The organism is Nakamurella sp., assembly GCF_044224575.1.
In the GTDB taxonomy this organism is placed as follows: domain Bacteria; phylum Actinomycetota; class Actinomycetes; order Mycobacteriales; family Nakamurellaceae; genus Nakamurella.
This window is the reverse complement of the sequence record NZ_JBGAKE010000009.1, coordinates 122,959-142,722: the sequence shown is the minus strand read 5'-3', so window position 1 is coordinate 142,722 and position 19,764 is coordinate 122,959. Positions and strand designations below refer to the sequence as shown.

The window sequence follows — 19,764 nt, the reverse complement described above, 5'->3', positions numbered from 1 at the left end:
CCGCGGGGCGACGGGGGTGTGAATGAATGCCGGTGTGGACCTCCTTCTCCCCGGCATCACCGCCACCCGCGTCCGAACCGACCGGCTGACCGTCAACGTGCTGCAGATCGACGGCCGGGACGGCATTCCCGTCGTCCTGGTGCACGGAAACGTCTCCTCAGCCCTGTTCTGGCAGCAGCTGATGCTGGATCTACCCGCCGGCTACCGGCCGATCGCCGTGGACCTGCGCGGATTCGGGGACACCGATCCGGAACCGGTCGACGCCACCCGTGGTGTCCGCGACTACTCCGACGATGTCCGGGCCACGATGGCGGCCCTGCATCTGGACCGGGCGCACCTGGCCGGCTGGAGCATGGGCGGGGGTGTCGTCCTGCAGTGCCTGCGGGACCAGCCGGCGGCCCTGGCATCGGTGACGCTGGTCAACCCGGTCTCCCCGTTCGGCTTCGGTGGCACCTCCGGCCTCGACGGGGTCCCGGCGGACCCGCCTGGGCTGGGCTCGGGCGGGGGCACGGCGAACCCGCAGTTCGTCGAGCGGCTGGCCGCCGGCGACCGGTCGGCCGACGGTCCGCTGGCGCCGAGGAACGTGCTGCTGGCCCACTACGTCAAGCCGCCGTTCGTGCCCGAAGGGTTGGACTACCTGGTCGAGTCCATGCTGTCGACCCGGCTCGGCCCGGACCACTATCCCGGCGACCTGGGGGTCACGCAGGCCTGGCCGGGTCTGCTGGCCGGGTCCCGCGGCGTGCTGAACACCATGGCGCCGAACCACTTCCGGATCGACGACCTGGAGGTCATCGAGCCCAAGCCACCCATCCTGTGGGTCCGCGGCACCGACGACGTCATCGTCTCCGACACCTCGCTGTACGACCTGGCCCGGCTCGGCGAGCTCGGCGTCGTGCCCGGCTGGCCGGGCCCGGAGGCGTACCCGGTGCAGCCCATGGTGAGCCAGACGCGCGGCGTCCTGGACCATTACGCCGCCGCCGGCGGCAGCTACCAGGAGGTGCCGATCGCCGACACCGGGCACAGCCCGTTCCTAGAGAAGCCCACCGAGTTCATGGCCGCCTTCCGGGCGCACCTGGACGCGGCCGGCTGAGGTCAGGCCGGCCGGGCCGCCGGCGCGGTCGCGGCGGTCATCGCGGGGTCGCGGACCACCACGTCGGTCAGCACCTCGTCGATCCGCGCCAGCAGTTCGGGCGGGATCTGCACGTCGACCGCCTTGACGTTGTCGGCGACCTGCTCCGGACGCGATGCGCCGACGATCGCCGCCGCGACGTTGTCGTTGGTCAGCACCCAGGCCAGGGCCAGTTGTGCCATCGTCACCCCCAGCTCGTCGGCCACCGGCGCAAGCCCCTGCACCGCCGTCAGCACCTCCGGCCGCAGGAACCGCTCGATCGACCGGGCGCCGCCCTTGTCGTCGGTGGCTCGGGAACCGGCGGGCGGTGGCTGGCCGGGCAGGTACTTGCCGGTCAGCACGCCCTGCGCGACCGGCGACCAGACGATCTGCGACAGGCCCAGCTCCCGTGATGTCGGCACGACCTGGTCCTCGATCACCCGCCACAGCATCGAGTACTGCGGCTGGCTGGAGATCAGCTGGATGCCCAGCTGCTGCGCCAGCGCGTGACCCGCCCGGATCTGGTCGGCCGTCCACTCGCTGACCCCGATGTACAGGGCCTTGCCCTGCCGGACGACCTGGGCGAACGCCTGCATCGTCTCCTCCAGCGGCGTCTCGGTGTCGAACCGGTGGGCCTGGTAGAGATCGACGTAGTCGGTGCGCAGCCGGCGCAGCGACGCGTTGATCGACTCGGCGATGTGCTTGCGGGACAGCCCGACGTCGTTGTGTCCGCGCGGGCCGGTCGGCCAGTACACCTTCGTGAAGATCTCCAGCGACTCGCGGCGTTCCCCGTGCAACGCGTCCCCGAGCACGGACTCGGCGGCGCCGTTCGCGTAGACGTCGGCGGTGTCGAAGCTGGTGATCCCGGCGTCCAGGGCGGCCCGCACACAGGCGGACGCGACGTCGTTCTCCACCTGCGACCCATGGGTCAACCAGTTGCCGTAGGTGAGTGCGGAAATCTTCAGGCCGCTGCGGCCCAGGTAGCGAAACTCCATACCGCTCAACCTATGAGGCGCGCGGGAGCGGCTTCGCCGCGGGGCCGCCAGAAGCGAAAGGCGTTTCCAACGTCGCTGTTCCACGAGGTCGGCCACCGAACGGCCGAGGTCGGTCACGTCGGCGCCGGCTGAACCCGTGCCGGTCCCCGCGGGTCCTCGCTGCGTCGAGCGGGAATTGTGGCAGCATGACCGGCGAACCTTCGGGCGTCGGGACGGGGCCGGGACAGACATGGTGCGGCGGATTCTGGTGGTCGCGAATCAGACCATCGGCGGCGACCACCTCGCCGCACTGATCCGGAATCGGGCCGACCCCGGTCCCGTGGAGGCGTTGCTCGTCGTGCCGGCGACCTCCCACCCGGACCTGGTGGAGGTCCTGGCCCAGGCCTTCGCGGTGCAGGGCGGTATGCGGCCGCCGGCCGCCGTCAACGATGCCCACCAGCACGCCCGGGCCCGGGCGACCGCCGGGGTGCACTGGCTGGCCGGGCTCGGCGTGTCCGCCGTCGGTGAGGTCGTCGACCACGACCCGGTGCCGGCGATCCGGGACCGGCTGGACCAGGGGGATGTGGACGAGGTGATCGTCTCCACCCTGCCCGAAGGGATGTCCCGATGGCTGCATCAGGATCTGGCCCACCGCATCCGCCGGATCACCGACACCCCAGTGACGGTGGTGACCGCCGACCACCCGCATCCGGCACCGGGCTGAGACGACCTCCTCGCGTCAGCCTCGATACACCGTCACCACCAGCGCGGTATCGGCAGTGATCGCGGTGCCGCCCGGCACGGACTGGGCGGCCACCCGACCGGCCTGACCGCGTGGCGCGGCGCCGCCGTCGGCGAAGGTGACCTGGGTCGCGCCGGCGGCGCGCAGCAGGTTCTCCGCGGCGCCGCGGGTCTTGCCGACCAGCGCCGGCATGGTGATCTGTTGCACGCCGATCCCGACGGAGACCGCCGTACCCAGCTTGCGCACCACCGCGCCGGCGGACGGCTGCTGATCGACCACCGTGCCGATCAGATTCGGCGACGCCGCCGGTGCCGAACTCACGGTGATCGTGCCCGCATCCCCGGCCCAGCCCTGGGCCTGCAGCACGGTGGCCGCCGCGTCCCGGCCACGACCCGTCAGGGTCGGCATCACCATCAGCGCGTTGTTCGAGTAGTTGAGGGTGATCGGGCTGCCCTCGGGCAACCGTTGGCCGGGGGAGTGGTCGGTTCCCATGACGATGCCGGCCGCCGGGGTGCCGTCCTGCTCGACGCCGACCGCCGTGAGCCCGGCGCCGGCCAGCACCGAGGTGGCGTCGTCGACGCTCACTCCGATGATGCCGTCCGGCACGGTCACCATGGTCATTCCGGTGCCGACGGTCACGGCGACCGTGCCGCCGGGCGGGGATTGCTCGTGCGCGCCGGGAGACTGGGCCAGCACCCTCCCACGGTCGGCGTCGGACGAAGGCTGTTGCTGCTCGCGGTAGCTCAGACCGACCCCGGACAGAGCCGACCGGGCCTGATCCGGGGTCAGGCCGTCGAGGTCCGGCACCGCCACGGCGCTCACCCCGCGGCCGACCACCACGTTCACCGGGGTGCGGCCGGCGACCTCGGTGCGTCCCGACGGACGCTGCTCGACGATCCGGCCGGTCTGGTCCGCCGTCGAGTCCTGTTCGGCGACCGTGCCGACCAGCAAATCCTTGCCGGACAGCGCCTGCCGCGCCTCGTCCACGGTCATCCCGGACAGGTCGGGCACCGCGACCGGCCGGGCGGGCGGAGGGGCGGAGACCACGCTCATGGTCAGCCACACCGCGGCGGCCAACCCGACGATGCAGACGGCACCGAAGCCGACGAAGGAGGCGACCTGCCGGCCCCGACGCCCGGGCGGTGGTTCGGCGTCATCGGCGGGCCGGGTGCGAGTGGGCGGGGCCAGCAACGGTGGCCCCGCGGGCACCGGCCGCTCGGTGCTGCCCGCCCCCCGCGCGACCGGACGCCGGATCGGACCGGGGCGTCCGGTGCCGACCGAACGATCGGCGCCGGTCGTTCGGCCGGCCGCGAGCGCGACGGTGGCGGCACCGAGCCGATCCCGGACGAGATCCGAGCGCAGGTCCGCGACCGATTGGTACCGGTCCAACGGGTCCTTGGCCAGCGCCTTGAGCACGATCGCATCCAGGTCGGCCGAGATCGCCGGCGACGTGTCACTCGGTGGCCGGGCCGGTTCACCGACCTGGCGGTAGGCCACCGCAACGGGATCGTCCCCGGTGAACGGGGCCACGCCGGTGAGCAGCTCGTAGAGCAGGCAGCCGGTGCCGTACACGTCGGAACGGGCGTCCGCCGGCTCACCCCGGGCCTGTTCGGGGGACAGGTACTCGGCGGTCCGCGCGGGGTCCCGGTCGCCGGCGACCGCCCGTCGGGACATCCCGAAGTCCATCACCTTCACCGTCCCGGCGGCGTCGATCATCACGTTCTCCGGGCAGACGCCCCGGTGCAGGATGCCGAAGCGGTGGGCGTACTCCAGCGCGGTGCAGACGTCCTCGACGATCGTCACGGCCCGATCGGTGGCCGGCGGACCGTCGGCCACCAGTTCGGTGCGCACCGTGCGGCCGGCGACGAACTCCATGACGACGAACGGCTCGCCCCCCTCGTCCGCGGGCAGTTCACCGGTGTCATAGACGGCGATGATCCCCGGATGGTTCAACAGGGCGGCGTTGGCCGCCTGGCGCCGGAACCGCGCGAGGAGGTCGGGGTCGTGGTCCGCGCGCAGCACCTTGACGGCGACGTCGCGACGCAGCCGCAGATCACGGCCACGATGCACGACCGACGTCGCGCCGCGTCCGATCTCCTCGCCGATCTCGTATCGACCCGTCACCCGACCTCCCCGGCCGGTTGCGTCTCGGAGCTGCCGTTCACCGTCCCGATTCGACCGGTGATCGGCAATTGTCGCCGCTGCCCTCGCCGGTGCCCATGTTCCCCGCACCGATCGGCCCACGCATGTTCGAACGGTCACCATCGGAGCACAATCTTGACCAGCGCGCTGACGAGGAGGCCAGTGAATGGGCGGGTATGAGCAGATCCGACGCACGAGCGTCGAGGACCCGGAGTCCTTCTGGCTGGATTCCGCGGGCGCGATCGACTGGACGACCGCGCCGACCCGGGCGCTGGACGATTCGGCGGCCCCGTTCTACCGCTGGTTCCCGGACGGTGAACTGAACGTCTGCGCGAACGCGCTGGACCGCCACGTGGACGCCGGTCGGGGTGACCAGGCGGCGCTGATCTACGACAGTCCGGTGACCGGGACCGTCGCCACCTACACCTACCGGGAGCTGCGGGACGAGGTCGCCCGGTTCGCCGGTGTGCTGGCCGACCTGGGCGTCGGCAAGGGCGACCGGGTGGTGGTGTATCTACCGATGGTCCCGCACGCCGCGATCGCCATGCTGGCCTGCGCCCGGTTGGGCGCGGTCCATTCGGTCGTGTTCGGTGGTTTCGCGCCGCGCGAACTGGCGGCCCGCATCGACGACGCCACGCCGAAGGTGATCGTGTCCGCCTCCTGCGGTATCGAGGTGCAGCGCGTCATCGAGTACAAGCCGCTGCTCGACCAGGCGATCGAGATCGCCGCACACAAGCCCGAGAAGTGCATCATTCTGCAACGGCCGCAGGTGGTCTCGGTCATGGGGCCGCGCGATGTGGACTGGGACGAGGCCATGTCGGCGGCGGTGCCGGCGGACCCGGTGCCGGTCCGGGCGACCGACCCGCTCTACATCCTCTACACCTCCGGCACCACCGGGAAGCCAAAGGGCGTGGTGCGGGACGGCGGCGGGTACTCCGTGGCGCTCGCCTGGACCATGCGGGGTCTGTACGACGTCGGCCCGGGCGAGGTCATGTTCACCGCCTCGGACGTCGGCTGGGTGGTCGGCCACTCCTACATCGTCTACGGCCCGCTGCTGGCCGGGGCCACCACCGTCCTGTACGAGGGCAAGCCGGTCGGCACCCCCGACGCCGGGCAGTTCTGGCGGGTCGTCGCCGACCACGGGGTGAAGAGCCTGTTCACCGCGCCGACCGCGTTCCGGGCCATCCGCAAGGCCGACCCGTCGGGTGAACTCGTCGGCCGGTACGACGTGTCGAGCCTGAAGTACCTCTTCCTGGCCGGTGAACGGCTCGACCCGGAGACCTACCGGTGGGCCTCCGAACTGCTGGACATCCCGGTCATCGATCACTGGTGGCAGACCGAGACCGGGTGGGCGATCGTCGGCGACCCGGCCGGCATCGAGCTGCTGCCGATCAAGGCGGGCTCGCCGACCCGGCCGATGCCGGGCTGGGACGTGCGGATCCTGGACCCCTCCGGTCAGGAGATGGCGGCCGGCGAGGACGGGGCGATCGCGATCAAGCTGCCGCTCCCGCCGGGGTCGCTGCCGACCCTGTGGAACGACGACGAGCGCTACGTCAGCTCGTACCTGTCCACGTACCCCGGTTACTACCTCACCGGTGATGGCGGGCACCTGGATGCCGACGGCTACCTGTTCGTGATGGGTCGCACCGACGACGTGATCAATGTGGCCGGGCACCGGCTGTCCACCGGGGGCATGGAGGAGGTGCTGGCCGGGCACCCGGACGTCGCCGAGTGCGCCGTCATCGGCGTGGCCGACGTGCTCAAGGGACAGGTGCCGCGCGGATTCGTGGTGCTCAAGGCCGGCGTCGACCGCGATCCGGGCGACGTGCAGGCCGAGCTGGTCCGGCGGGTGCGGGAGCAGATCGGTGCGGTGGCGGCATTGCGCGAGGTTTCGGTAGTCCCGGCGTTGCCCAAGACCCGATCCGGCAAGATCCTTCGGCGCACCATGCGGCAGATCGCCGACGGGGTCGAGGCTCCGGTGCCGTCGACCATCGACGACGCCACCGTGCTGGACACCCTGCGGCCGGTGCTCCGCAAGGCCGGTGCCTGAGGGGCCGGCCATCGACGCCGGCTGACCGGCGGGGATGTCGAGCCCCGCCGGTTTCCGGTGGATCAGGACGCGGCGCGGTGCTGCTGGCTCTCGCCCAGCTCAGCGACCACCTGCCCGGCGATCGCCAGCGACGTGGTCCGACGATCCATGGCCGTCCGCTGGATCCACCGGAAGGCCTCGGGCTCGCTCATCCGGCGATGCGTCATCAGCAGGCCCTTGGCCCGGTCGATCAGCTTGCGTGTGTGCAGCCGATGGTTGGCCGCGGCCGCCTCGGCGACCAGCCGGGACATCTCGGCGAACCGGGCAATCGTCACCTCGACCGCCGGCAGGAGGTCGGCCCGGGTCGGCGGCTTGGTCAGGTAGGCCAGCGCGCCCGCGTCCCGGGCGCCGGTGACCAGCTCGGGCGCGGAACCGGTCGCCATCACCACGACCGGTGCGATGCGCTGCGCACAGATCGCCGAGAGCGCCTCGAATTCGGGTCCGTCGACGCCATCGAGCGCCAGAACGACCACGTCCGGACGCCGATCGGCGACCATCTCGGTCAGGTCGCGGGCGTCGGCCAGCCGGCCCACGACATCGAACCCTTCGTCGGTCAGGATCGCCGCCGCCGCGGACCGGGCCGCTTCGTCCCGATCACAGACGACGGCCCGGCGCTTGGCCGGGCGCTGCTCGGTGGCCAGCACCGGACGCAGAACTGACTCGCCCGTCCGCTCGATGTTCATACCGCTCTCCCTCCCCCGGGGGTGACCCTGTGACTCGCTGTGAACCCCACTGCCGCCGACTGCCCGGCTGGGCAAGTCGATCTTGTTAGCAAGATTAGCTGAAATAGCAGCAACTCAGCTAACGCAGGCTGAGAGAAGTTGCACGTGTCGACAGAACCACCCGATTGCTCGCCGGTGTCCTCGATCGAGGGAACGAGGCCTCGATGGTGTTCGCGCCATGACGCACCGCTCCGGCGAGTGGCGCACCGCCCGGCGGCGCCTGAGCTCTGATGGGCCATGCCCGCTGAGGGCGCCCGGTGGTTCGACCTGTGCGCGGACGAACTCGCGTCGGATGTGACGCACGTGACGGAAGTCGACGAGTTCATCCGCGGCACCGGAGATGATCCGCGCGCGACGGCCGGCGGAGGTGATCAGCGCCCGACTGCCGCCGGGCGGAGGTGATTCAGCGCCCAGCCTTCGGGCCGGGCGGAGCTGAGAAGGGTTCACCCATCGTCCGATGATGCCGCTCGTTCGCCGGTGTGCGCGTGCGTTCCGTGATCGGGCCGGCCACCCCACCCGGAGTACGGGTGATCATGACTGCAAGGAAGGAACATTCGCCGAGCCGGTCTGTCACGATCCGCTGCGGTGAGCGAGTGGGTCACGACGACGGACTGTGAAGCTGCGCATGCGCAGGGCGATGTTTGTGACTAGGGTCACCAGCTGGAAGCGCTCCCACAGCGAGCTCCCCAATGAAGAGGCGGTCGCCAATGTCGGTGGTCCATGCGCAGGTTCGGCCGGTCCGGAACCGGAACCGGAGGCGGATGGGTCACCGGACCCGGTTCGGCGCGGTCGTCGCCGCGGCGCTGGCCGTGCTCGGCGCCACCGTCACCGCCACTGCCGCCTCGGCCCAAGCCGTGCCCGAAACGGCAAGGGCCGCAGTGATTGCCGCTGCGACGGACCTGGGACCGAATGTCAAGGTCTTCGATCCGAGCATGTGGCACCGCCGCCCAGCCGCTTGAATTGCAGGTCGGTTACTACATGGACATCGCCGGCCTGGGGAAGAACCCGACCGACGTCACGATCAACGGCCGCATCGACGTCTTCAATCGCTGCCTGCCGAATCCGACGAAGCCCGGTCAGCCGTATTGCGTGGCGCTGAACAACTTCTGGCGCTCGCTGTCCAATCTGACCGTCAACGTGGCCGGTGGGACCACCGATTGCCGCCGCACCGCGATGTTCTGGGCGGCCTCGCAGGCATCGCCGATGCGCCGGGTCAACATCAATGGGCCGCTGAGTCTGATGGACTACTGCACCGACCAGCCGCAGTGGGCCAGCGGCGGCTACATCGCCGACTCCAAGGTGCCCGGCCAGGTCACCAACGGCTCGCAGCAGCAGTACCTGGTGCGCAACTCGACCGTCGGCGGCTGGTCCAACGGAGTGTGGAACCAGGTGTTCTCGGGCGTCGTCGGCGCCCCGGCGACCAACTTCGGCGTGCCCCAGGCCGATGGTCGCCTCGGCACCTACACGAACCTGCCGACCACCGCGCTGAGCCGCGAGAAGCCTTACCTGTACCTCGATTCCGCTGGCAGCTACCAGGTCTTCGTGCCATCCGCCCGGGCCAACTCGGCCGGCGTGAGCTGGGACAACGGTGGCACCCCGGGCACCTCGATCCCGCTCTCGAAGTTCTTCGTCGCGAGCCCGTCCGACTCGATCGGCACCATCAACGCCGCGCTGAGCTCTGGTCAACACCTGCTGCTGACGCCCGGCGTCTACAACGCCGGCGAGAGCATCAAGGTCACCCGGGCCGACACCGTCGTGCTCGGAATGGGTCTGGCCACGTTGACCGCCGTCGGCGGCGCCGTCCCGCTGACCGTCGGCGACGTCCCCGGCGTGATCGTCGCGGGCATCATGATCGACGCGGGCACCGTCACCTCGCCGGCACTGATGACCGTGGGGACGAGCAACGGGACCTGCGCCGCCTGCAGCCTGACCGACCCGACGACCCTGTCCGACGTGTTCATGCGGGTCGGCGGACCGCATGTGGGCCGGACGACGCTCGGTCTGGTGATCAACAGCGACGACGTGCTGATCGACCACACCTGGTTGTGGAGGGGCGACCACGGCGTGCCGAACAGCGTGGGTTGGGACGTGAGTCCGGGCGACGTCGGCCTCGTTGTCAACGGCGACAACGTGGTCGGCACCGGTCTTTTCGTCGAACACTGGCGCCAGTACAACACGATCTGGAACGGTGACAACGGCAAGGTCGTGTTCTACCAGAACGAATTGCCCTACGACCCGCCCAGCCAGCAGGCCTGGCGCAGTGACGCCCTCGGTTACGCCGCGTACAAGGTGGCCGACTCGGTGAACAATCACGAACTGTGGGGGGGCGGCGCCTACATCTACACCAACGTCGACCCGTCGATCCATCTGAGCCATGCGTTCGAGGTGCCGGTCAAGTCCGGGGTCAGGCTGCACCATCTGCTGACGGTGCAGTTGCTGGCCGGCATCATCGACCACGTCGTCAACGACACCGGCGACCCGACGCCCTACCCGGACACCGAGCCGGCCATGGTGATCGACTACCCCGGATCCGGCCTGCCGCCGACCACCCCGACCACCAGCACCCCGACCACCAGCACCCCGACCACGAGCACCCCGACCACGAGCACCCCGACCACGAGCACCCCGACCACGAGCACCCCGACCACGAGCACCCCGACCACGAGCACCCCGACCACCAGCACCCCGACCACCAGCACCCCGCCGAGCGGGCAGGGGCCGACCAACCTGCGAGTCACCACGACCGCCGACAGCGCGACCCTGACCTGGGACGGGGATGCCGGCGCGACGTATGAGATCCTGCGCGGCGAGGCCGGGGTGCGGATCGCCAGCACCACCGGGAACAGCTTCACCGATCAGGGTCTGGCCCGGAACGTGCCGTACGTGTATTCGGTGCGCGGCCCCGGCGGGGTCACCCGGCAGATCACCGTGATCCCCGGCACCACGGCCACCTCCACCCCGACCACCTCCACCGCGACCCCCACCAGCACCACCCCGACCCCGGGGAGCGGCGCGGCACCCCGCAACCTGCGGGCCACCGGCACCACGTCCAGCACCATCACCCTGGGCTGGGACGGTGATCCGAACGCGACGTACGACGTGCTGCGGGGGGAGGCGGGGGAGCGGATCGCCACGGTCAAGGGCACCAGCTTTACCGATATCGGCCTGCTGCGGAACATCCCGTACGTGTACTCGATCAGGGGGGCAGGGCAGACCACACCGCAGGTGACCTTGGGGATCGGCTGACGCGCCGGACTACCATTTGGGGATGCCCGCCACCAGCCGGGCGGGCAACCCGCACCAGCAGATCCGCTTCTGCCGGGCCCCCGACGGAGTCCGCATCGCCTACGCCGTGCACGGCGGGGGCCCGCCGATCCTGATCTCCACCTGCTGGCTCTCCCATCTGCAGCACGACTGGGCGAGCCCGGTGTGGCGGCACTTCCTGGAGGACATCGGCCGGTTCGCCACCATCATCCGGTTCGACGAGCGCGGTCACGGCCTCTCCGACTGGGACGTCACCGACTTCTCCCTCGAGGCTCGGGTCGGCGATCTCACCGCGGTCGCCGACGACGCCGGCTTCGACACGTTCGCGCTGATGGCCATGGCCCAGGGCGGCCCGGTGGCGATCAGCTACGCGCACCGCAATCCGGACCGGGTGACCCGCCTGGTGTTCTACGACAGTTACGCCGATCCGCAGCACGGGATCACCGACGACGACCTGGAACTGGAGGACGCGTTCGAGCACATCATCAAGGCCGGCTGGGGGCGGCCGGAGGGCACGTTCCGCCGGGTGTTCAGCACGCAGATGATCCCGGACGCGACCGAGGAGCAACTCGGCTGGCTGGACGATCTGCTCAAGGTGTCGGTGTCGCCGCGGACCGCCGTGCTCGCCCGCCAACAACGCAAATGGGCCGACGCGAGCGCGCTGATGCCGGAGCTGGCGATGCCCGCGCTGGTGCTGCACTCACTGCGGGACCGCATGAACAACTTCGACCACGCCCGGCACCTGAGCACCGGCATCCCCGGGGCCCGGCTGGTTCCGCTGGACAGTGGCAATCACATCCTGCTGGCCGGCGAGCCGGCCTGGCCCGTGTTCGTCGCCGAGGTCCGCGACTTCCTGGCCGACGACCGCGTCACCGAGACCGCGAGGAAAGTCCCGTTGTCGCAGATCTTGTCGGGTCGGGAACTGGAAGTGCTGGGGTTGGCGGCGGACGGTCGCGACAACGAAGAGATCGCCCATACCCTGTCGCTGAGCATCCGGACCGTCGAACGGCACCTGCAGAACATCTACGCCAAGCTCGATCTCCAGGGAAAGGCGGCCCGGACCGCCGCCGTGGCCCGGTTGCTCGGAGCCCCCTGACCGAGGATTCGCCGCCGGACGCGTCGGTGCGGGTACGCGTACGCACCCACGGCGCCCGACCGGCAGACCGCCGACGTGCGCGTCTGCACCGATGTGCGCACGCCCGGGCGATCCCTACCGTTCTCCCTGTCCGCCGAACGGCTCGGCCGGACCAGGTTGCAGGACAGGGAGAACTGACATGACCCAGGCACCGGCGCAGCACCCGGCCACGCAGAGTCCGATCAAACTCAAGCACCGGGCGATGTGGGCGTTCGGCGATTACGACGCGGTCGCCACCGAGGTCGTCGGCGGCCTCGGCCCGGTGATCGTCCGCGCCGCCGGCATCGGTCCGGGCCAGCGGGTGCTCGACGTCGCCGCCGGTTCGGGCAACGCCAGCATCCCGGCCGCCGAACGCGGCGCGCGGGTGACGGCCAGCGACCTCACGCCGGAGTTGCTGGACATCGGCGAGCGTCGCGCCCGCGAGCGGGGACTCGACCTGCGCTGGCTGGCGGCCGACGCCGAATTCCTGCCGTTCGGCGACGGCGAGTTCGACACCGTGCTGTCCTGCGTCGGGGTGATGTTCGCCCCGTTCCATCAGCCGGTGGCCGACGAGCTGACCCGGGTGACCCGATCCGGCGGGACGATCGCGCTGATCAACTGGACCCCGGAGGGCTTCATCGGCCGGATGTTCACGATCATGAAGGAGTTCGTGCCGACGCCCCCGCCCGGCGCCCGGCCGGGACCGCTGTGGGGCACCGAGGTGCACGTGCGGGAACTGTTCGGGGATCGGGTCACCGAGCTGCAGGCCGCGCGGCGCGAGCTGACGGTCGACCGGTTCGCCTCGGCGGAGGACTTCCGCGACTTCTTCAAGGAGCACTACGGCCCGACGATCGCGGCCTACCGGAACATCGCCGACGACCCGTACCGTACGGCCGCACTCGACCGCGCCCTGGTCGAACTGGCCCGCACGGCCGGTGCCGACACCGGAACCATGCACTGGGAGTACCTTCTGGTCACTGCGCGCCGGGCCTAGGACCGCGCGGGGCCACGACCCTCAACACCCCACCGGGTGGCCCGATATGCGGAGATTTCACAGTACGGCGGCATATCCTCCGGTCGGGTGGACGCCTACCGCGGGTGGACGCGCCCGCAGTGGGGCTCGGGAGCACGCATGCACGGTCGTCGCCATCACCGTTGGATCCTCGGCTCGCTCGCGGCAGCGCTGCTCGCCGTCACGGCCGGCTGCACGACCGGGTCGCCCGGCGGCCTGACCGCGGTCGCCGGAACGAGCGCATCGCCCAGTTCTCCCGCGTCGACGGCAACCGCCGCCGGTCCGAGCGGTTCGTCGAGTCCATCGAGCCCACCCACCAGCTCGACCACACCGGTGCCGCCGGTCGCCACGATCACCGCTACGCCGGCGCTGAACAGCGGCGACCTGGCCCCGGCCGACCCGATCACCATCGGCGTCGCGCAAGGCACCATCGACGCGTTGACCATGACCAATCCCGACGGAAACCCGGTCGGCGGCACGCTGTCCGCCGACCGCGCGTCGTGGACGTCGGGCGAACCGCTGGCCTTCGGCGCCACCTACACCGTGGCCGGCACGGCGACCGGGACCGACGGCAAGCAGGTGGCCATCGCCGGGACGTACTCGACCGTCAGTCCTGACGTCCAGGTGAAGAACACGATCTACCCGAGCGACGACATGACGGTCGGGGTGGCGGCGCCGATCATGGTGAAGTTCGGCGTCGAGCCCGCGGACAAGGCCGAGATCGCCAAGCACGTCACCATCACCACCGACCCGCAGGTCGAGGGTTCCTGGGCCTGGGTCCAACACGACGACGGCCTCTGGGCGCTGGACTACCGCACCAAGGATTACTGGCCCGCCGGCACGAAGGTGCACGTCGAGGCCAAGCTCTACGGCGTGAAGGTCGCTGACGGCGCCTACGGCCGGGCCGATGTCACCAGCGACTTCGTCATCGGTCGCAACCAGGTGGTGAAGGCGGACGTGAACTCGCACGAACTCGTCGTCACCCAGGACGGGCAGGTCACCGCGACCTATCCCGCCTCCTACGGCCGCGGCGACAACACCGGCGACACGAATCTGATCACCCGATCCGGTGTGCACGTGGTCACCGACTTCGACGAGATCAAGTACATGAGCAACCCGGCCTACGGGTACGTCAACATCCCCGAGCGCTGGGCCGTGCGGATCAGTGACAACGGCGAGTTCATCCACGCGAACCCGGCCAGCACCGACGCGCAGGGGTACGCGAACGTCACCCACGGGTGTGTCAACCTGTCGATCGCGGACGCGCAGGCCTATTTCCACTCGGCGATCTGGGGAGATCCCGTCGAGGTGACCGGTACCAGCGTGCAACTCGGTCCCGACGACGGCGACATCTACGACTGGGGCCTGACCTGGGACCAGTGGCAGGCGCTCGCCGCGAGCTGACCGGGCGCGGCAGAACTCATGCCGCCGACGACCGGGTGCGTCCGTCGCCGAGCCGTTGGGTGGCCCGATCACCCCGCGGCCCGACCGGCACCGACTCGGTCGCGCGGGCCAGCCCCATCACCGGGGTGGACACGTACATCGTCTCCGCCCGCTCCACCACGTACGTCTCGTGGAACACGCCGACCGCGCCGTTCGCCCGTCGGGCGCGCCGGTTGTAGGCGGCCCAGGCCGGTCGGTGCCGGGCGTCGGGGTCACCTGCGTAGGCGTACAGCTTGTCGGTCGACTCCCAGTACTGGATCAACGTCGGGCCGCCGCGGCCGACCAACAGGCGGTAGCCCAGCAGCCCCGACTCCGGGTCCTTGGCCAGTTCGGCGAGCATGCCGGGCATGGCGGCGAACACCGGCCACCACCGGTCCGGCCGGTGCCATGTGTTGATCGTCATGCCGATGTGGAAGACCACCAGGGACCCCTCGTGACGATGGGTCATCCGGCGGGTGTCGATGCGAGCCACGGCGGTCCTCTCTCGATAAGATAGTGACGCTCTCCAATAATGGAGAGTGTCACTATCCAATGTCAAGGACCGTCGTGCGTCTCTCCGAACTGTCCCGGGTCAGCGGTGTGCCGACCGCCACGATCAAGTACTACCTGCGGGAGAACCTGCTGCACGACGGGCATCTCACGTCGGCCACGCAGGCCCGGTACGACGAGAGTCACGTCGCCCGGCTCCGGCTGATCCGCGCGTTGCTGGGCCCGGCCGGGCTGTCGGTGGCCAAAGCGATGCGGGTCCTGGACGCCGTCGACCAGGCCGAGGCGCCGAGCAACGAGCTGCTCGGGGCTGCGCACGGCGCGCTGATGGAGCCGGCCGACCCCGACCGGGACCTGGGTCGCGCAGACGACCTGCTGCGGCATTGGGGGTGGAGCATCGACCCGAAGGACCGGGACAGTCGGGCGGCGTTCCTCGACGCGCTCGAGGCGATCGACGCGGCCGGATTCGACGTGCCGGCCGGCGCGCTCGACGGCTACGCCGCGGCGATGCTGCAGGTGGCCAACATGGAACTCGACCACCTGCCGACCCAGTCGCCGGCAGCGGCGGTGCGCTATGTCGTCCTGGGCACGGTGCTCAACGAACCACTGATCCTGGCCCTGCGTCGGCTGGCCGAGCAGCACGTGTCGACACAGCGATTCGCCGGCGTGCAAGACTTGACCGAGACTTGAGACACTACCCACCTCCGGCGGATTCAGCTCGGTTGGGGTGTTCACGGTTGCGGTGGGGGTCCGCGGTAATGAGATTTGAGATTCCGGACGATGACCTTGAGAGTTCCGTCTTCGACCACATTCTTACTGCCGATTCGCTGGGCTCCATAGTGGCCGCTTTTACTGCCTCGGGTCCGCGGCCCGCGTTCGGGACACCCAAGGACGAGGAAAGAGATCCGGCAAGGATTCTGTCGGGGGACGAGGAGATCATCCGCCGGCGGATCGCCCAGGTCGCCCCGGATGGCGCCGCCCACTACGTCGCCATGCTGGAGACTATCCGCGATCGGAGCCGACGGTCCACACCGGTTGAGCAAGTCTTCCATGCTGCGCGTGAGATGGTCGGCGCGGTCGCGGAGGCGTTGTTGCCTGTCGCGCTCTCCATTGCGGAGCGGCGCGACATCCCGGTCCCGGTGCGGCCCGAACGCGAGGGTGACGCTTGGCGACGACAAGTCTTCGTCGCTGTACTCGGTCTTGACGAGGCAGTTTCGAAAGCCTGGCGGGAACTTTCGCCGAGTTCGCTCGCCCACCGCGAACGCGGCCGTCCGGCCCGGGTGCTGACCCCTGATCTGATCAGCAAGGCGCAGGGCGCCGCAACGATCGCGCAGGAAATGATCATTCTGTTCGAGCAGTATGTCGACGAAGTTCTCCAACAGATCCGCGACCTGATCCATGGGCCGCCGTCCAAGCCGGCCGCTGTGAAGCTCGCGGGACTGGTCCGACTCGATCCCGACTACATCCAATTCCTGTTCGACTCACTGGATGAACCAGTGTGGTGGTCCTTCCTTGCCGGACAGCGGCTTTTCGATTTTCCTCCTGAGCCCACGAAAACTGCGCATCCCGCGTGGTCACCGTCACGGTATCTGGCCCGGATTGCCGACCGTGCCCCCGATCGCCCCAACTTGATGTGGTGGCTGGTCAAAATCGGGGACTGTAGCACCAATGTCCGGGTGCATGAAGACATCCTGCGCGCCGCTATGGCCCTCGGTTCGGCCCACTTGTTCGAGGCGCTCGCACGGGCTCGACACTGGCTTGACCTGCCATTACACGATCGCGTGGCCAGGTTGGGGGGCGACGATCGGGTCATCCGGTTTCCGGCCTGGTACGCGCACGCCTGCGTGGTCCTCATTCTTGACCCCGGGGCAACCCCGGCGCAGCAGTTGTACGCTGAGCGTTCGCTCCGCGAACTATTCGCGTTCGGACCAGCGGAGGACGGGAGTCAACCGCTGGCCATCTGGCTCACCGGAATCAACCTCGCCCGGGTCGTGACTCATCTGCTCGAGCACGTGGGTCGCGACGGCCGGCGGCTACTGCTGCAAGTCCTTTCGGAGACCGTGATATCGGTGATCGGCGAGCTCAACGCCGACGGTGGGTGGTTGCGGGAGCTCCGCGAGGCGACGGCCGATCATGAGATCGACGGGGCCGTCCAACGGGCGAGCGACTGGGTCGGCGCTCAGGACGATTTCGCCGATCCGTCCAGCCTGCTCGTGCCAATCCTTTGGGAGGCGCCGACGGACACCGAGGATCTGGTTCAGTTGATTGCAGCTTTGGTTGAGACGGTGGGCGTCGGCCGCGACGACCCCTTGATCGACACCATGCTGGCCGAGCCCGGGTGCGGTCTGCTGACTCGGTTGTGGTTGGCCCGCGTCGCGGCCGACAGGACCGCCCGGCCAGACACTGTGCTGGCAGTTGCGCGCAACCCGCGGATCCGGCGATCGCCATGGCTACGCGGCGAATTCCGGGACATGTTGTCGGTTCACTGGCCGCGCCTCTCGGACTCCGACAGAGACGTGGTACGACAGGATGTTCTTGACGACGCCAAGGATTGCGCCAACGCCGCAGCGTCGCTTGCCCCGCTGGTTGAGGTCGACGATCACGCCAGTATCCGGCACGCCTGGGAGTCGGCGGTCGGGACGGGCCGGCTCGCTGTGGAGATCGCGCCGATCTACTCCATGGGGATTGGTCGGTTCATGTCGGTGGTCGACAAGTCCCGGGCGACACGACCTCGACCGGAGCCGGACAGCGGCTGGATCCAGGATCCGGTGACCGGCATCCTGCTGCCCCGCTCCGAACTTGAATCCTCCGATTGGGATCGGTGGCCACCGGCCCTCGTGCCGCCTTGGAAGCCCCCGCGGCGTTACGCCGAGCTTGAGGCAACTGAACTCTGGACGTCCGCTGATTGGACAAAGGCCGTCAAACTCTTGCGCGGCTGTCTCGGGCCGCTCCCGCAGCCTCCCACCCCGGACTCGCGCCGACGTCGACGGCTGGCGACCGACCTGCTCACCCTGATGGGCAAGCGACTCCGCGAGCGGCGACCCACTACTGGCCAGGTGGAGACGTTGTGCCGAATGATGGCCGAGCCGCCGCTGAACACGGAGTCAATTCGCTTCGAACACCAGGCGTGGGCCGAGGCTCGGGCCGCGTTTGAAGCGGTGGACCGGCAACCGGCCGGTCAGGCAGTTGCTCTGCTCCTCCAGCTGTTCACTGACCGAAGCTGGCCCGATCGCGACTTGGCGCCCCTGGTCCACCGGTTGACCGGAGCCCTGTCATCGCCGGGAGCCAGTCGTCCGGTGATATTGGCGGTAGTCGGTCTGTGGACGGGCGCCCTCTACCAGATCCGCCCGCAAATGACCCGAGTACTGCTCGAACCACTTCTCGAAAGTCTCGACAAAGTCGAGGTTCTCGAAGTGCAGTCGCGGAGTCAGGGCCTCCGTGAAGGTCCCCAGACCGATCTCACCTGGTTCTTGGCTGGGTTCTTCGAAAACCACCATGCCTTCCCCGCTGGCCTCCATCAGTACCTCGAGCCGTTCTACGGCTGGTTCTTCACCAATGCCGACCGGCTGGCCTACCGCGACCCGGCCGATCCGCCCGGGGTGATTCGGTGCGTGGCGCACGCAATTCTCGTCGATGGCGGGAGAGCAGACGGGCCGAACGCCGGAGTCTTCCGTCGTTGCGCGCCCGCCCATCTGATTGCTGCCACAATGATCTACCTTGGTTCCGCCCTGAGCACCAAGTGGGTGGCAACGCCCGAGGACGCGCGCAGGCTGTGGGTATCGGTACGCGAATGGGACGCCGATGCTCAGCATCGGCCCATTCCATCGGTGATCAGCGCGTGGGCAGCGACGCCCGACCTGGTACGTGCCTGCGGGCCGGACTGGTTCCTCGCTCAGCTCAACGAGGCGCTCGACGTTGCCGGGACAGTTCACGACCCGGCCCGCTTACTCCGATCACTAGCCGACGTCAGCCGTTCAGGGCCGGCGACCGCGACGAAGATCGTCGAGTTCGTTGGGCGGCTGCATCGACTTGACCTCCTCCGCGGGGTGCGGGCCCCTGTCCTGGATGACCTCATCGCGGCGACGCGACCCGGCGCCCGTGAGGCGAGCGGGCGGCTGGCATCGTCCCTTACCGCCGACCGCCTCATCGGACCACTTTCCGTGACGCGGCCTGCACGCAGGGCAGGGGACACGAGGGACGACCGGGGGAGTCGAATCTAGGCGGGTACGGCGACGCCGCACTGGGCTGCCACCAGAACTCGGAGCACGTCGCGGGCGGACACGATGCCGAGAACTTCCCGGCCGTCGCCGACCGGAAGATGCCGGATCTCCGCGTCCATCATCGTCACTCCGGCCTGGGCGATGGTGTCGTCCGGGTCCGCCCAGATCAGGTCGAAGGTGGCGATCTCACCGATCTGCCGGGCCGCCAGGTCGGTCGTTCCTTCGGCCAATGCGTCGATCAGGTCGCGCTCGGACACCAGGCCGACGCGCTCGTTGTCGTCCACCAGGAGCACGGCGCCGATTCCGTTCGCGGCGAGCTCGGAGACCGCGTCGGCCCAGGTGGCCGAGGCGTCGATGGTGGCGACCGAGGTGGTCATGATCCGGGCGACCGGCTCGGACGGCTGCGCGGTGCGTGGACTGGTCATTTCTTCCCGCTCCTGACGTGGTG

The 19,764-nt window shown here is 69.6% G+C and carries 14 protein-coding genes; 9 read left to right on the top strand and 5 right to left on the bottom strand.

The window, feature by feature from the left end; genetic code table 11:
* Window positions 1-34 precede the first annotated feature (34 nt).
* Window positions 35-1,090, top strand: coding sequence for an alpha/beta hydrolase (locus tag ACILSK_RS12550; RefSeq protein ID WP_395727499.1), 1,056 nt, complete (start codon window positions 35-37; stop codon window positions 1,088-1,090).
* A 2-nt stretch (window positions 1,091-1,092) separates the two neighbouring features.
* Here ACILSK_RS12550 and ACILSK_RS12545 read toward each other — a convergent pair whose 3' ends face one another.
* Window positions 1,093-2,103: an aldo/keto reductase family protein gene (locus ACILSK_RS12545; RefSeq protein WP_395727498.1), complete on the bottom strand. Its 1,011-nt coding sequence runs from the start codon at window positions 2,101-2,103 to the stop codon at window positions 1,093-1,095.
* 229 nt (window positions 2,104-2,332) lie between these two features.
* Between ACILSK_RS12545 and ACILSK_RS12540 the strand changes: the two genes are divergently transcribed.
* Window positions 2,333-2,806, top strand: coding sequence for a hypothetical protein (locus ACILSK_RS12540; RefSeq protein WP_395727497.1), 474 nt, complete (start codon window positions 2,333-2,335; stop codon window positions 2,804-2,806).
* Window positions 2,807-2,821: 15 nt separating this feature from the next.
* On the opposite strand, the gene pknB is transcribed toward ACILSK_RS12540, so the two are convergent.
* Window positions 2,822-4,948, bottom strand: a complete 2,127-nt coding sequence (gene pknB, locus ACILSK_RS12535) for a Stk1 family PASTA domain-containing Ser/Thr kinase (RefSeq protein ID WP_395727496.1) — start codon at window positions 4,946-4,948, stop codon at window positions 2,822-2,824.
* A 184-nt stretch (window positions 4,949-5,132) separates the two neighbouring features.
* Between pknB and ACILSK_RS12530 the strand changes: the two genes are divergently transcribed.
* Complete coding sequence (locus tag ACILSK_RS12530) at window positions 5,133-7,016, top strand: propionyl-CoA synthetase (protein ID WP_395727495.1); 1,884 nt, start codon at window positions 5,133-5,135, stop codon at window positions 7,014-7,016.
* 62 nt (window positions 7,017-7,078) lie between these two features.
* Here the strand turns inward: ACILSK_RS12530 and ACILSK_RS12525 are convergent, their stop codons facing one another.
* Window positions 7,079-7,738, bottom strand: a complete 660-nt coding sequence (locus ACILSK_RS12525) for an ANTAR domain-containing response regulator (protein ID WP_395727494.1) — start codon at window positions 7,736-7,738, stop codon at window positions 7,079-7,081.
* 999 nt (window positions 7,739-8,737) lie between these two features.
* Here ACILSK_RS12525 and ACILSK_RS12520 point away from each other — a divergent pair.
* The 4 genes from ACILSK_RS12520 to ACILSK_RS12505 all read left to right on the top strand — a co-directional run bounded on the left by ACILSK_RS12520 (window position 8,738) and on the right by ACILSK_RS12505 (window position 14,571).
* Entirely contained in the window at window positions 8,738-11,023 is a 2,286-nt protein-coding gene (locus tag ACILSK_RS12520) for a hypothetical protein (RefSeq protein WP_395727493.1), read from the top strand.
* Between the two features lie 22 nt (window positions 11,024-11,045).
* Window positions 11,046-12,137 (top strand): alpha/beta fold hydrolase, encoded by a 1,092-nt coding sequence (locus ACILSK_RS12515; RefSeq protein ID WP_395727492.1) that lies wholly within the window; start codon window positions 11,046-11,048, stop codon window positions 12,135-12,137.
* A 178-nt stretch (window positions 12,138-12,315) separates the two neighbouring features.
* Window positions 12,316-13,149: a class I SAM-dependent methyltransferase gene (locus ACILSK_RS12510; RefSeq protein ID WP_395727491.1), complete on the top strand. Its 834-nt coding sequence runs from the start codon at window positions 12,316-12,318 to the stop codon at window positions 13,147-13,149.
* Between the two features lie 138 nt (window positions 13,150-13,287).
* A complete protein-coding gene (locus ACILSK_RS12505; protein ID WP_395727490.1) occupies window positions 13,288-14,571 on the top strand; it encodes an Ig-like domain-containing protein in 1,284 nt (427 codons plus the stop codon).
* 16 nt (window positions 14,572-14,587) lie between these two features.
* Here ACILSK_RS12505 and ACILSK_RS12500 read toward each other — a convergent pair whose 3' ends face one another.
* Window positions 14,588-15,082: a DUF4188 domain-containing protein gene (locus ACILSK_RS12500; protein WP_395727489.1), complete on the bottom strand. Its 495-nt coding sequence runs from the start codon at window positions 15,080-15,082 to the stop codon at window positions 14,588-14,590.
* Between the two features lie 74 nt (window positions 15,083-15,156).
* Here ACILSK_RS12500 and ACILSK_RS12495 point away from each other — a divergent pair, with 74 nt between their 5' ends.
* Both ACILSK_RS12495 and ACILSK_RS12490 read left to right on the top strand, forming a co-directional pair.
* Entirely contained in the window at window positions 15,157-15,786 is a 630-nt protein-coding gene (locus tag ACILSK_RS12495) for a MerR family transcriptional regulator (protein WP_395727488.1), read from the top strand.
* A 68-nt stretch (window positions 15,787-15,854) separates the two neighbouring features.
* The gene (locus ACILSK_RS12490; RefSeq protein WP_395727487.1) at window positions 15,855-19,316 is read left to right on the top strand and encodes a hypothetical protein; all 3,462 of its coding nucleotides are present in this window, start codon (window positions 15,855-15,857) and stop codon (window positions 19,314-19,316) included.
* Here ACILSK_RS12490 and ACILSK_RS12485 read toward each other — a convergent pair.
* On the bottom strand, window positions 19,313-19,741 hold the full coding sequence (locus tag ACILSK_RS12485; protein WP_395727486.1) for a cyclic nucleotide-binding/CBS domain-containing protein: 429 nt from the start codon (window positions 19,739-19,741) through the stop codon (window positions 19,313-19,315). The genes ACILSK_RS12490 and ACILSK_RS12485 overlap by 4 nt on opposite strands.
* Window positions 19,742-19,764 lie beyond the last annotated feature (23 nt).